General features: G+C 63.6%; 10 protein-coding genes and 1 pseudogene. 4 read left to right on the top strand and 7 right to left on the bottom strand.

The window, feature by feature from the left end; genetic code table 11:
* Positions 1–100 precede the first annotated feature (100 nt).
* From FW760_RS21925 to FW760_RS21910, 4 genes are all read left to right on the top strand, one after another.
* Complete coding sequence (locus tag FW760_RS21925; RefSeq protein ID WP_446443953.1) at positions 101–2,275, top strand: TonB-dependent siderophore receptor; 2,175 nt, start codon at positions 101–103, stop codon at positions 2,273–2,275.
* A gap of 117 nt (positions 2,276–2,392) precedes the next feature.
* Positions 2,393–2,968, top strand: a complete 576-nt coding sequence (locus tag FW760_RS21920) for an ATP-binding protein (RefSeq protein ID WP_446443964.1) — start codon at positions 2,393–2,395, stop codon at positions 2,966–2,968.
* A gap of 250 nt (positions 2,969–3,218) precedes the next feature.
* A complete protein-coding gene (locus FW760_RS21915; RefSeq protein WP_446443952.1) occupies positions 3,219–3,851 on the top strand; it encodes a hypothetical protein in 633 nt (210 codons plus the stop codon).
* Positions 3,852–4,400: 549 nt separating this feature from the next.
* A complete protein-coding gene (locus FW760_RS21910; protein WP_213605773.1) occupies positions 4,401–4,709 on the top strand; it encodes a DUF3077 domain-containing protein in 309 nt (102 codons plus the stop codon).
* A gap of 316 nt (positions 4,710–5,025) precedes the next feature.
* On the opposite strand, the gene FW760_RS21905 is transcribed toward FW760_RS21910, so the two are convergent.
* The 7 genes and pseudogenes from FW760_RS21905 to FW760_RS21875 all read right to left on the bottom strand — a co-directional run bounded on the left by FW760_RS21905 (position 5,026) and on the right by FW760_RS21875 (position 14,055).
* On the bottom strand, positions 5,026–5,415 hold the full coding sequence (locus FW760_RS21905) for a hypothetical protein (protein WP_147303882.1): 390 nt from the start codon (positions 5,413–5,415) through the stop codon (positions 5,026–5,028).
* Positions 5,416–5,543: 128 nt separating this feature from the next.
* The gene (locus FW760_RS21900; RefSeq protein ID WP_043862995.1) at positions 5,544–6,410 is read right to left on the bottom strand and encodes a transporter; all 867 of its coding nucleotides are present in this window, start codon (positions 6,408–6,410) and stop codon (positions 5,544–5,546) included.
* Positions 6,411–6,498: 88 nt separating this feature from the next.
* On the bottom strand, positions 6,499–8,592 hold the full coding sequence (locus FW760_RS21895) for a PQQ-dependent dehydrogenase, methanol/ethanol family (RefSeq protein WP_446443951.1): 2,094 nt from the start codon (positions 8,590–8,592) through the stop codon (positions 6,499–6,501).
* A gap of 235 nt (positions 8,593–8,827) precedes the next feature.
* Positions 8,828–10,882 carry a phenylacetic acid degradation bifunctional protein PaaZ gene (paaZ, locus tag FW760_RS21890; protein ID WP_446443950.1) on the bottom strand — a complete coding sequence of 685 codons (2,055 nt, stop codon included), beginning with the start codon at positions 10,880–10,882 and terminating at the stop codon, positions 8,828–8,830.
* Positions 10,883–10,914: 32 nt separating this feature from the next.
* Complete coding sequence (locus tag FW760_RS21885) at positions 10,915–12,156, bottom strand: OprD family porin (protein ID WP_043862998.1); 1,242 nt, start codon at positions 12,154–12,156, stop codon at positions 10,915–10,917.
* 31 nt (positions 12,157–12,187) lie between these two features.
* A pseudogene (locus tag FW760_RS21880) lies at positions 12,188–13,756 on the bottom strand (cation acetate symporter); the annotation flags it as partial.
* Positions 13,747–14,055: a DUF485 domain-containing protein gene (locus FW760_RS21875; RefSeq protein WP_043863000.1), complete on the bottom strand. Its 309-nt coding sequence runs from the start codon at positions 14,053–14,055 to the stop codon at positions 13,747–13,749. The pseudogene FW760_RS21880 and the gene FW760_RS21875, both read right to left, overlap by 10 nt.
* Positions 14,056–14,185 lie beyond the last annotated feature (130 nt).

Below are 14,185 nucleotides of genomic sequence, written 5' to 3'. Positions count from 1 at the left end.
CATCGGCCAGAACGCCGCTATTTATTGCGACACACCTTGACACATCATTTGGTAACGATTCTCATATGTATTATATTTATCACTACCACTGGAATCCTTCATGTCGCGCCCTACCCCGCCGCATTGCTCCGGCCTGCCCCGCAATCTGTTGGCCATGGCCATCTGCATGGCCACCCTGACCCCCGCCCTGGCCGATGACAGCTCTGCGACACCGCAGCCAGCCAAGGCTGCGACCCTGGAGCTGGGCGCCACCGAAATCCTCAACACTCAACTGGGCAGTACCACCGAAGGCACCCAGTCATACACCACCGGCGCCATGTCGACGGCGACCAAGTTGCCGCTGACCCTGCGCGAAACGCCCCAGGCCGTTACCGTGATTACCCGCCAGCGCATGGACGACCAGGCCATGACCAGCATCAACGACGTGGTCAAGGCCACCCCGGGGCTGTTCCTCGACTTCTCCAGCGGCCCTGGCCGGCAGACGTACTCGGCGCGCGGTTTCGACATCGACAACCTGATGTACGACGGCATCCCCAGTGGCTACCAGGGCTGGACCGTGGGCGCCCAGCCGAACCTGGCGATGTTCGACCGGGTGGAGGTGGTGCGCGGCGCCACCGGGCTGGTGACCGGTGCGGGTAACCCTTCGGCAGCCATCAACCTGGTGCGCAAGCGCCCGCTGGCCGAACAGAAGGTCACCCTCACCGGTGCGGCCGGCAGCTGGGACGACTACCGCGGCGAGGTCGATGCCTCCAGCCCGCTCAACGACAGCGGCACCCTGCGCGGTCGGGTGGTGACGTCCTACCGCGACAGCAACAGCTTCGTCGATGGCGTGGACGAGACCCACGGCCTGTTCTACGCCATCACCGAGGCGGACCTGAGCGACGACACCACCCTGACCCTCGGCTTCTCCAACCAGAAGGACAAGACCAACTACTTCTGGGGCGCCTCGATGATCGGCCTGGACGGCCATCACCTGAACCTGCCGCGCTCGTACAACCCGGGTACCCCCTGGGAGAACAAGGACCAGGAGATCAACACCGTCTTTGCCGAGGTACGCCAGCGCCTGGCCAACGACTGGAAGCTGCAGGTCAACGCCAACTATTCCGAACAGAACGCGCTGTTCTCCGGCTCGTACCAGTCGCGCTGGGTCAACAACACGCTGGCACGCACCGTGTACCAGTCGGCCCACGATGAAAACCAGGCCGGCGTGGATGCCTTTGTCAGCGGGCCCTTCGAGGCGCTGGGGCGCACCCATGAACTGGTGGTGGGTGCCAGCAAGCGCATCTACGACATGACCACCCACAACTATGCCCCCTACGACCCCAACTGGCCGATCGATGCCGGCAAGCCGAACTTCACCCACACCGGCAACAGCCGCGAAGTGACCACCCAGGACGGCGTGTACCTGACCACCCGCCTGAGCCTGGCCGACCCGCTCAAGCTGATCCTGGGCGGGCGCCTGGACTGGTATGACTACGACAACCGCGATGGCGACGGCGACTACAAGGTCACCCGCAACGTCACCCGCTATGCCGGGCTGATCTACGACCTGGACGAGCATCACTCGGTCTACGTCAGCTACAGCGACATCTTCACCCCGCAGAGCAGCAAGGGCACCTCCGGCACCCCGGTCAAGCCGATCGTGGGCAAGAACTACGAGGTGGGCATCAAGGGCGAGTACTTCGAGGGTGCGCTCAACGCCAGCCTGGCGCTGTTTCGCATCGACCAGGAAAACCGCGCGGTGCAGGTGTTCGTGCCGAACTGCCCGCAGACCGAATGCTACGAGGCCTCGGGCGAGATCCGCAGCCAGGGCATCGACTTCGAGCTGCAGGGTGCGCTGACCGAGAACTGGCAGGTGGGCGGTGGCTACACCTATGCCCGCGTGCATACCCTCAAGGACGCCGCCAACCCGCAGAACGTCAACCAGCGCTTTGACACCGACACGCCCGAGCACCTGTTCAAGCTGACCACCACCTACCGCTTCCAGGGCCCGCTGGAGAAACTGCGCGTGGGCGGCAACGTGTCGTGGCAGAGCCGCCTGTACAACGACGTGGCGTTGGCCAACGGTGGCAGCTATCGCCTGGAACAGGGTGGCTACGCCGTCACCGACCTGATGGCCGGCTACCGGCTGACCCGCAACCTGGACCTGCAGCTGAACGCCAACAACGTGTTCGACCGCAAGTACTACTCGTCCATCTCCAACTCGACCAGCTACGGCGGCGACACCTACGGCACACCGCGCAACATGATGCTCACGGCCAAGTACAGTTTCTGATGTGAAGTGGCGCAGGGATGCGCCGTGTTGTGACCCGCACCAACGCCACCCGGGCTGACGCGCCGGAGCGCTTCGCCCTGACAGACCGCCGGGGTAGGATGGCGCATGAACAGAACAATGCGTATCTACATAACCGGCGCCTCCTGTGCCGGCGTGACCACCCTGGGTCACAACCTGGCCTGCTCGCTGAACCTGCGGCATGTCGATGTCGATGACTTCTACTGGCTGCCCACCAACCCGCCCTTCACTACCAAGCGACCACCCGCCGAACGCGTCTGCCTGATCGAACAGGCACTCGGTGATCAGGGCTGGGTACTGACCGGCTCGTTCGATGGCTGGGGTGATGCGCTGATCGCGCATGTCGACCTGATCGTGTTCGTGATCACGCCGACACCTGTTCGCCTGGAACGACTGGCAGCACGAGAACAGCAGCGCTTTGGCAATCGCATCGCGCCCGGTGGCGACATGCATGCCATTCACCTGGCCTTTCGCGAATGGGCTTCCCAGTATGACGACCCGGCGTTTTCCAGCCGAAGCCGTGTGCGGCACGAGGCGTGGCTTTCAAGGCAGATAGCGCCCGTCCTGCGAGTCGACGGTGAGCGCAGCGCTGAAGACATGCTGGCGCACACCCTGCGCGCCGTGGCGCAAGGCCCGCACACCACTGGCCATCGAGGCCTGGCGGGTACCCGGTAGGCGTTCGGCCAGTAAGGCCATACGGCTTGTCCGGGGGGTATGCTCCAGCGACAGGCGCTGCCCCGTGTGTTGCCACGGCAATCACACTCCCCGGTTTTGCGTGCGCCAAGACATCAAGCATCGAAGATGCGCTGGTCTACCTGTCGATCATGATCCAGTGTGTTGATTTTGCTATTAGATAAATTTACAACTCTATCGTGCACTGGCTAGAATCAAGTAAACTTTAAAAAACCATGCCCTGGGCGAGCTCATGAAAAGTATCAACATTGCATATATCCTGTTCGGCTCCGTGCTTTCTTTAAAAGTGATGGCGAGCGGGCTAGACGTCGAGCACACACTAATTGAGCATCGCTGGTACACTTTTGAAGACGTGATAGAAAAGAGAAAAACATACAACAGGGTGGATATTTCGCGAGGGTACATCGAATACCATTTCGAGGGTGATGAATATAAACCCAAGCAGCCAGAAGAGAAATTGACGCCCCGTCAAAAATTCTATTCCAACCATGGCAGCGTTGGAACCTACGCGGCTGCTGATTATGAGACCGCGCTAGACAAGGAGTGCATAGATGTTGTCTCCGGTTCTTTAGGATCATTTATAGGCGACTATGAAAATTCCAAAAGACCTGATAGACAAAAATACAAGCGCACCGTTGTTGGCATAAAATCCTTAATGTACAAAGGCCCTGAGCATAACTTCAAGAGCCCTTCATCCTGGTCGCCTGCAGTGTTGCCCAAGAACAACAAAAGTCTTCTTTGTGAAATCTATGAAGTCAAGAGCAAAGAAAGTGATGTGAAATACATTGTTTATGCTGCTTCAGTGGCAACCGCTATGTTTGACGAAATTCATACGGCCCCATTGCCAGGTAAAAAGGTCGAGTAATTAAAGGTCTTCGCACTCATGCTGCGGCGCCCACTGCTGCGGCATTGGCCGATTGCGGCCTTCGTGAATGGCTGCTGTGGGTTGTTAGCGGTCTTTCACCCAAGACCGCATACGGCCAGAATCTCTAGCTGCCGCAACAGACTGCAACGTATTGGTCAGCCTCAAGCGCAGGCCACTCTGCGCGCCTCAAACCTTTGAATTCAAAAGCAAGCCACATCGTCAAAATGAATGCATCAGCACTCGGACGGTAACGCCTCCTCCTTCCCTCTCCCAGAAACTTGAATCCCCACCCCAACCCCGTTAACCTTGCTCAGTCGCTGTAAATCCAGCGTCCAGGTTTGGTCACCTGAGATAAATCAAGGCGCACAAAGCGCCGCATCCGAATCAGTGGCGCTTTTTTGTGTCTGCTGTTTCGTGTTATGGCGGCTGTGCGTGGGGCGCATTCGTGCGCGCCGGGTTCCTTGATTCCCGGTTGACCAACCTGCGTACAGCCGCCACCCATCGTTTGGTCACGATGCTGGTCGGCTCCACCAATCAAGGAGCTGCACAATGACAAAAATCGTCCCTGATCCCCCACTCCCCAACACCCCGCGCAAACCCGCCTACACCTCCTTCGGCTGTTGCCACGGCGATCACCCTCCCCTGTTTTCCGTGCGCGAAGACATCAAGCTCGAAGATGCGCTGGTCTACCTGTCGATCATGATCCAGTGTGCAAGGGACACCACAGCACAAGCCTGCGAACGAGCCGATGAGCAGTTCAAAAGCCTGCTGATGGCCTCGCAACATTCGCTGGAATTGAGCAATGCATTGATCGAGTCGGTGCTTGATGGCATGGAGGCCAAAGCGGTCAGTAGTTGATGACGCAACACACGGGCCGCAGACGCGGCCTATCGAAATCAAAGAGGTGCGAGCGACCGCGTTCGGCCTTGTCTCAAATAGTGCCAAGGCCGCCCAAGATGGCCCACCCGCTCATCCCACTCAGTTTCAGATGGCAGCCGACTGCCTCAACCTGCGACTCAACCCAGGCGTGTTACCCGTAACACGCTTGAACGCCCGACTGAACGCTGCCTGAGACGTACCGCAGGCGCACTCGACCCAACCTCGAACGACCCTGGCTGCGACCACGTCGGCCAATAACTCCATCACGCCAGGCGACACGGCAGCGAAGAATCGGTCAGCGGCCCCGGGGGCTATCTGCGAGCCAGTAATAGTCTGGCCAGTAAGGCCAGACATGGCGGTCGCGATGCACATGCTTGAGCGACAGGGTCTGGCCCGGGTGAAAGTGATCAGCCGGGTACTGACCTGACAACAGCACGGTGCGCGTTGTTGCGATCAGCGACTGGCAATAGTCACGCGTGGCTTTGTCGGCCCCCAGCACCTGACTGTGCGCAATTGAAAAGCCGAAGGCCGTCATCGGATGCCCGTCATTTTTCAGCCGGGTGAAGACAGGGGTCGGCTGCCGATACTCGGCAACGGGAACGATCTTGCCACCCAGTTGGCAGGCGAACTCCTGGGCCAACAGCGGTGGGCAGACAAGCAGCAGCAGGCACAGTTTGAGCTTCATGTTCACGTCACAGTTCAAGTGTCCGGCCCGGCGCGTGGCGACTGACAGGCCCAAGCCACGCAGTCTAAGCCCGGCCATGGCGTGTGACCACACCGGGTGCCCCTCACCCGGTGTGCGTCAGGCTCGCCTCAGTAGATATACGCCAACCTGAACTGCAGCGAATGGTCGGTCATGGGCCCCGAGCGCACGTCCACATCCCGCCAGTACTGCCCCATTACCTGCCACTGCTTGCCCAGCATGGTGGTCGCCGACAGGCCGACCGTGCCGTTGTTGTGGCTGGTTTCCAGGGTCTGCCCGTCCAGCGTCTCGCGCGAGCCCCAGTTGTGCCGGTACGACAGCGCCACCGAGGTGGCCGGGGTGAAGTTGTAGCGCAGGTGGTTGTGCAGCTGGATCAGCGGGTCACGGTGCGCACCGGTGTCGCGCTGCTCCTGGTAGAACTCGGTCTCGGCGATCACGTCCCACGTCCAGCGCTCGTTGAAGCCGTGCACATAGCCCACCTGGAAGTCCGCCGCCCAGCGGTTGCCGCTCAGGGCAAAGCCCTGGTTCTTGTCGGCGCCGGTGGGCGCGGTGACGAACAGCGACCAGCCCAGGTGGCGGTTGCGCTCCATGTCGGCCAGGCTCCACACCGTGGCGCCGAAGGTGATGTCGCCCAGGCCGCTGTTCTTCTGGCCGGTGGCGCCGATTTCCTGATGGCCGTAGGGGATGATGATCTGCGGGTCCCAGATCAGGCCGGTGTTGAAGAACTCGGTGAAGTGCACCAGACGCAGCACGCCCACGGTCAGGTCCAGGTCGAGGTTGTCGGCGGCGCGCTTGCCGCCCATGTACGAGCGGTCGATGCGCGGGTTCTGCTGGTACAGCAAGGCCAGGTCGGTGCCCGGTGGCAGCGCGGCATAGTCGCCGGAGTCGGGGCGTACATCGGCCAGCGCGGGGCTGGCGCACAGGGCAAGGAACAGCGAGCACGGCAATGCGCCGCCTTTGTGCAAAAGCGCTTTCATGGAAGTCACCTGTCTACCGGTTAATTGTTATTGGAACGGGTTGAGGCTGCCCCACTCGCACGCCTGGCGAGCGGGGTCGAGGGGTGGCTTACTGCGCCGCAGTGGCGTCGGCGGCGGCGCGCAGGTCAAGGCTGCGCTTGATGATGTATTGCTGGATCAGTTGCATCTGCGGCATGTCCAGCACCCCGGCAAAGCTCGGCATGCCCTTGCTCATGAACGCACCGCTGACGATGCCGACGAAGGCCTGGTGCTTGTCCGGGCTCAGGTAGCGCAGGTCGGGGATCACCCCGCCGCTGGCGGCGTTGAGGCCGTGGCAGGCGCCGCACATGCCGTTGAACAGGGTGCGGCCCTGGGCGATTTCATCCGCCGAAGCGGTCAGCGCGGGCACCTGCGGTGGCAGCACCGGGGCCTTGCGCGGCGGCGGCAGTTCGCCCTTGGCGCCAAGCTTGAACACCAGCACGCGGGATTCGGGTTGCACCTTGCCCTTGTCGGTCAGGCCGCCTGCGATCAGCGGCATGATGCCGCCCCAGCCGGCCATGAACGCCACGTACTGCTCGCCCTTGACCTCATAGGTGACCGGCCCGCCGAGCACGCCGGAGTTGGCGCGGTGCTCCCACAGCTGCTTGCCCTTGTCGGCGCTGAAGGCCATGACGCGGCCGTCCGAGGTGCCCTGGAACACCAGGTTGCCGGCGGTGCTGAGGGTGCCGCCGTTGCCGGACTCGACATAGTCGTGGGCCCAGGCGGCCTGCTGTTTGACCGGGTCCCAGGCAATCAGGTGGCCGCGCCAGGCGCTGCGGATCTGGTTGAACACTTTCGGGTCTTCCGGCAGGTCGGGCACGTCCAGGCCGAAGTTGACCACCGACTTGGTCGGCAGGAACAGCGGCTTGTCGGCGGCCTTGAGTTCGGCCACGGTGTCCTGGGCCGGGATGTACACATAGCCGGTGTTGGGGTTGTACGACATCGGGTGCCAGCTGTGGCCGCCGAGGAAGCTTGGCTGTATCACCTTCGGCGCCTTGGCGTAGTCGGCCTGGTCGGTGAGGATGGGGCGCCCGGTCTTGGGGTCCAGGCCGCTGGCCCAGTTCACCTGCACGAAGTTGTTGCCCGAGATGAACTCGCCGTTGGTGCGGTCGATCACGTAGAAGAAACCGTTCTTGGGTGCCTGCATCAGCACCTTGCGGGTCTTGCCGTCGATCTGGATGTCGGCCAACACGATCTGCTGGGTGGCGGTGAAGTCCCAGCGATCGCCGGGCGTCACCTGGAAGTGCCACACGTATTCGCCGGTTTCCGGGCGCAGCGCGACGATCGACGACAGGTACAGGTTGTCGCCCTCGCCCTGGCTGCGGAACTGGTAGTTCCACGGCGAGCCGTTGCCGGTGCCCACGTACAGCAGGTCCAGCTCGGGGTCGTAGGACATCGAGTCCCATACGGTGCCGCCACCGCCCCACTTGACCCAGCCATTGCCCTTCCAGGTTTTCATGGCCTTGGCCATGGCCTCGTTTTCCGGTGGCAGCGCCGGGTCGCCGGGCACGGTGAAGAAGCGCCAGGCCTGCTTGCCGGTATCGGCATCGTAGGCGGTGATATAGCCGCGCACGCCGAACTCGGCGCCGCCGTTGCCGATCAGCACCTTGCCTTTGACGATGCGCGGGGCGCCGGTGATGGTGTAGCTCTTGTTGGGGTCCAGAACGGTGTCGACGCTCCACACCTCCTTGCCGGTGGCCGCATCGAGGGCGATCAGGCGCCCATCGAAGCTGCCCACGTAGACCTTGCCCTGCCACACGGCCACACCGCGGTTGACCACGTCGCAACAGCCCTGGCTGAGTTTTTCCATGGGGATCTTGGGGTCGTACTTCCACAGCGGCTTGCCGCTGGCGGCGTCGAAGGCATACACGATGCTGAAGGCACCGGTGGTGTACATCACGCCGTCGACCACGATGGGGGTGGCTTCGGTACCGCGATCGATGTCGAGCTTCTGCGTCCAGGCCAGGCCAAGCCCGGCGACGTTCTGGTCGTTGATGCGGGTCAGCGGGCTGAAGCGTTGTTCGTCGTAGGTACGCCCGTGGGCGAGCCAGTTGGCGGCGTCCTGGTTGGCGTTGAGCAGTCGGTTGGCGTCGATGTTGCCGGGCGTGCCGGCGTGGGCGAGCGTTGACACGTAGAGCACGGCAAGCGGCATCAAGCGTTTCATTTTTTATTGTTATCCCGTTCTGGGTGGATCAATGAGTGGCGTGGCAGGCCATGACGGGATTAGAGCAAAGTCGGAGGGGGTAAAGCGCTTGCGTGTGTGCCAGGTATTTTTGTGTGCGTGCCATATTGCGGAGGCTGCTGCGTAGCCCATCGCGGGTCAAGCCCGCTCCCACAGGGATGGCGATAATCCTTGTGGGAGCGGGCTTGACCCGCGATCGAGCGCGCAGCGCTCGGCGTTACACCGGGCGCTTGAGCACCAGCGTCAGGATGTCGTAGCTGGCCACCAGCTCACCCAGCTGGTTGGTCACTTCCACATCCCACGCCACCACCCCTTGCGGCTGGCCCAGCGGGCTGGATTTGCCCTGGTCGATCTTGCGCTTGCAGGTCAGGCGCGCCTGGATGGTGTCGCCAATGCCCACCGGGCTGATGAAACGCAGGGTGTCCAGGCCATAGTTGGCCAGCACCGGCCCCTCGCCCGGCGACACGAACAGCCCCGCCGCCGCCGACAGCACGAAGTAGCCATGCGCAATGCGCTTGCCGAACTGCGACTGCCTGGCCGCAATGTCGTCGAAGTGCATGTAGAAATGATCCCCCGACAGGCAGCCGAAGTTCACCAGGTCCGCTTCGGTCACGGTACGTCGATGGGTCAGCAGCGACTCGCCGATGCGCAGCTCTTCGAAGTGACGACGGAACGGGTGCACCTCGCTCTCGAACACCTGGGCACCGCGCACATACTCGCCGGTCACCGCCATCAGCATGCTCGGCGAACCCTGCACTGCCGCACGCTGCAGGTAGTGCTTGACCGCCCGCAGCCCGCCCAGCTCTTCGCCGCCACCGGCACGCCCAGGGCCGCCGTGCTTGAGTTGCGGCAAGGGCGAACCGTGCCCGGTGGACTCCGCCGCCGCCTCGCTGTCGAGGATCAGCAACCGACCGTGCCAGGCCGCAGCCACCGGAATGGCCTTGGCTGCCACCTCGCGGTCGGCGGTCACCAGGCTGGCCACCAGGCTGCCCTTGCCGCGCGCGGCCAGCGCCAGCGCTTCGTCCAGGTCGTGGTAGGCCATCAGCGTGCTCACCGGGCCGAAGGCCTCGATGTCGTGGGCACCGCCGTCGGCATGCGGGTCGCGTGCCTGCAGCAGGGTCGGCGCAAAGAACGCCCCTTCGCCCACGCCCTCGCCCCGTGGCTCGAAACCATCGCTGGCACCGAACAGCTGGTCGCAGCTCTGCAGCAGGCTGCGCACCCGCTCGCCCACGTCGCGCTGCTGGTCATGGGAAGCCAGCGCGCCCATGCGCACGCCCTCCACCGACGGGTCGCCCACCACCACCTTGCTCAGGCGCTCGCGCAGGCGCGTGGCCACGGCGTCCAGGTGCTTGGCCGGCACGATGGCGCGGCGGATGGCGGTGCACTTCTGCCCCGCCTTGGTAGTCATCTCGCGCACCACTTCCTTGATGTACAGGTCGAACTCGGCATCGTCCGGCTTCACGTCCGGGCCCAGGATCGCGCAGTTGAGCGAGTCGGCCTCGGCGGTGAACGGCACCGAGTGGCGGATCAGGTTCGGGGTCACACGCAGCTTGGCCGCGGTGTCGGCAGAACCGGTGAAGGTCACCACGTCCTGGCCTTGCAGGCGGTCGAGCAGGTCGCCGGTACTGCCCACCACCAGTTGCAGGCTGCCGGCCGGCAGCAGGCCGGACTCATCCATCAGGCGCACCACCGCCTCGGTAAGGTAGCTGGTGGAGGTGGCCGGCTTGACGATGCACGGCATGCCGGCCAGAAAGGTCGGCGCGAACTTTTCGAGCATGCCCCAGATCGGGAAGTTGAACGCGTTGATGTGCACCGCAAGCCCCGCACGCGGCACCAGGATGTGGCTGCCGGCGAAGGTGCCCTGCTTGCCCAGCGGGATGGCCGGGCCTTCGTGCAGCAGGTTGCCCGAGGGCAGTTCGCGGCTGCCGATGCCGGCATAGGCGAACAGCGTGGCGTTGCCGCCCTCGATGTCGATCCAGCTGTCGGCGCGGGTTGCGCCGCTGTGGTGGGACAGTGCGTAGAGCTGTTCCTTGCGCTCGGCCAGGTACAGCGCCAGGGCCTTGAGCCGCGCGGCACGCTGCTGGAAGTCCATCGCCATCAGGCTGCGCAGGCCGTCACGGCGCGCATGCTCGATGGCTTCGGCAAAGTCGGGCCGCTCTTCATGGCTGTACGCCAATACGTGCCCGTCCAGGGCGCTGCGCAGCGGCTGCGCGCCATGCTGGCCGAGCCAGCGGCCGGCGATGAAGCTTTGCAAGGTTGGGGCAACAGACATGAGGTGTCCTCCGGTTCTTTTAAGGGGCGCGCTTACCACAGCGCCAGGGTGTAGCCGATGATCAGGCGGTTCTCGTCCAGGCTGTTGGTCAAGCCGTTGCCTGAGCGGAAGGTGACGTTGCGCCAGCGCAGGCTGACGTTTTTCAACGGGCCGCTCTGCACCACGTAGGTGATGTCGGTGTCGCGTTCGCGCTCGCGGCCGTTGTCCACGGTCGCGGTCCTGGCATGACGCCCGTCGGTGTAGCGGGTCATGAAGCTCAGACCCGGAATGCCCAGGGCGACGAAGTCGTAGTCGTAGCGCAGTTGCCAGGAGTCGAGCCCGGCGCGGGTGTAGGTGTTGTAGGTCACCAGGTTGACGGTGTACGGGTCGCCGCCGTTGAGGAACGGGAAGGCGCTGTCGCCCGACATCTGCTGGAAGGTGGCACTGACCTTGTGCGCGCCGCTGGCCAGGGTGAACATGCCGTTGAAGTTGCGGTTGTCGATGCGCCCTGCCCGCTCGGCGCCGTCGCCACGGCTGTCGAAATAGCGCAGGTCGCTGCGCAGGCTCAGGCCCTCGCCCAGCGGCTGGGTGTGCACCAGGCCGACGAACTGCTGACGGTAGATCTGGTCGAGCTTGGCGTAGTAGTAGGTCAGGTTCAGTTGCGGGGTGAAGGCATAGGTGCCGCCACCAAAATCGAAGCGGTCGCTGCTGGCCGCGCCGTAGCCGATGTCGTCGCGGCTGGAGGAATCGCGCAGGTTGGCCTTGGTCAGCCGCCCGGCGTTGAACGTCAGGCCGTCGATCTCCTGGCTGGTCAGCAGGCCGCCCTGAAAGCTGGCGGCCAGCAGGCGGGTGTCGTTGTACACCACCACCGGCAGGATCGGCTGCAAGGTACCCAGGCGCAGCACGCTCTTTGAGGCGCGCAGCTTGGCGGTCAGGCCCAGCTCGCTGTAGTCGTCGGCCGGTTCCAGGCTGTCGGGCCCGAACGGCAGCAGCCCGGTGCCGCGCCGATCACGGCTGGAGTCAAGCTTGATGCCCAGTTGCCCCATGGCGTCGACGCCTACCCCGATCGGGCCATCGGTGAAGCCGGACTCGAACTTCACGGTAAAACCCTGGGCCCACTCCTCGGCCTTGGATTGCGGCGCGTTGCTCTGGCGAAAATCGCGGTTGATGTAGTGGTTGCGCAACTCGACCTTGGCATGGCTGTCGTCGATGAAGTCGGCCAGGGCCGGCGCGGCAACCAGGGGCAAGGCGAAGCCGGCCAGCAGCGAAGCCGGCATGAAGCGAATGTGGTTCATTATTTTTATACCCGACAATCGTTTTGGTTTATTAGTGTTTGCTTGCGCCTGCGGCACCGATGCCGGTCATCGAGCGGATGAACTGCGCCAGGTAGCGGCCGCGTTCCTGCGCTGCCCGCTCCGAGGTGTCGGTGACCGAGAACACCCATGCGCCCAGGAACGCCAGGCTCATGGAGAACAGCGCCGGGTTGCTGTAGGGGAACAGCGCCGTTTCGTTGTGCAGCACGTTGACCCACACCGCCGGGCTGAGCACCAGCAGCACGATGGCCGAGACCAGCCCGCTCATGCTGCCGATCACCGCGCCACGGGTGGTCAGGCCCTTCCAGTACATCGAGAGGAACAGCACCGGGAAATTCACCGAGGCGGCAATCGCCAGCACCAGCCCGGACAGGAACGCGATGTTCTGCGACTCGAACATCAGGCCCAGGATGATCGCCAGCACGCCGATGGCCAGGGTGGCGATGCGCGACACGCGCATCTCTTGCTTCTCGGTGGCCTGGCCCTTGCGGATCACGCAGGCGTACAGGTCGTGGGACACCGCCGAGGCGCCGGACAACGCCAGCCCGGCCACCACCGCCAGGATGGTGGCGAAGGCCACGGCCGAGATGAAGCCCAGGAACAGGTTGCCGCCCACGGCCTGGGCCAGGTGCACGGCGATCATGTTGCCGCCGCCGATGATCGCGCCGTTGACGTCGCGGTAGCTTGCGTCGGTGCCGACCATCACGATGGCGCCGAAGCCCACCATGATCAGCAGCAGGTAGAAGTAGCCGATGAAACCGGTGGCGTAGAACACGCTCTTGCGCGCTTGCTTGGCGTCACTCACGGTGAAGAAGCGCATCAGGATATGCGGCAGCCCGGCGGTGCCGAACATCATGCCCAGGCCCAGGGAAATCGCGTCGATGGGGTTGGACAGCAGCCCGCCCGGGGCCATGATCGCGGTGCCCTTGGCGTGCACCTCGGTGGCGGCGCTGAACATCGCCTCGGTGCTGAAACCAAAGTGCTTGAGCACCATGAACGCCATGAAGCTGGTGCCCGAGAGCAGCAGCACGGCCTTGATGATCTGTACCCAGGTGGTGGCGAGCATGCCGCCGAAGGTCACGTAGAACACCATCAGCACGCCCACCAGCATCACCGCATACAGGTAGCTGATGCCGAACAGCAGCTCGATCAGCTTGCCGGCGCCGACCATCTGCGCCACCAGGTACATCAGTGCCACGGTCAGGGTGCCCAGGGCCGAGGTCAGGCGTACCGGGGTCTGGTCCAGGCGGTACGACACCACGTCGGCGAAGGTGTACTTGCCCAGGTTGCGCAGGCGCTCGGCAATCAGGAACAGGATGATCGGCCAGCCGGCCAGCACGCCCAGGGCGTACAGCAGGCCGTCGTAGCCGTTGAGGAACATCATCGCGGAAATGCCCAGGAACGAGGCGGCGCTGATCATGTCGCCGGCGATGGCCAGGCCGTTCTGAAAGCCGGTGAGGCCGCCGCCTGCGGTGTAGAAGTCACTGGCCGAACGGGTGCGCTGTGCGGCCCAGCGGGTGATGCCCAGGGTGAACACGACGAACAGCAGGAACATGCTGATGGCTGTCCAGTTCATTTCGCGCACTCCTGGCGGACCTTGTCGTTGAGCGGGTCGAGCACGTTGTTGGCGCGGTACACGTAGATCCCGGTGAGGCCGAAGGACACCAGCACCACCAGCACGCCGACCAGCATGCCGACGGTGGTCACGCCGCCGCTGAGCGATTGCCCCAGGGTGCTGGGGGAGAACGCCACCAGCAGCACGAAGCCGTAGTAGATGACCAGCATGGCCAGGGTCAGCGACCAGTTCAGGCGCTGCTTGCGCCGTACCAGTTGCTTGAAGTCGGGGTGCTTGCAGATGCTGTCGATGTCTTCGGGGGTCATTGGGGCGCTCTCTTGGTGTTGTTGTTTTAGTTTTCAGGGCACACAGGTGTTGCGGTGTTCAGGCGGGCCTCATCGCGGGTCAAGCCCGCTCCCACAGGGTCTGCACTCTCCTCAAGACCGGTGCTGTACC

Source organism: Pseudomonas sp. 1176_21 (genome assembly GCF_052850635.1).
This window is presented reverse-complemented; position numbering and strand designations above follow the sequence as displayed.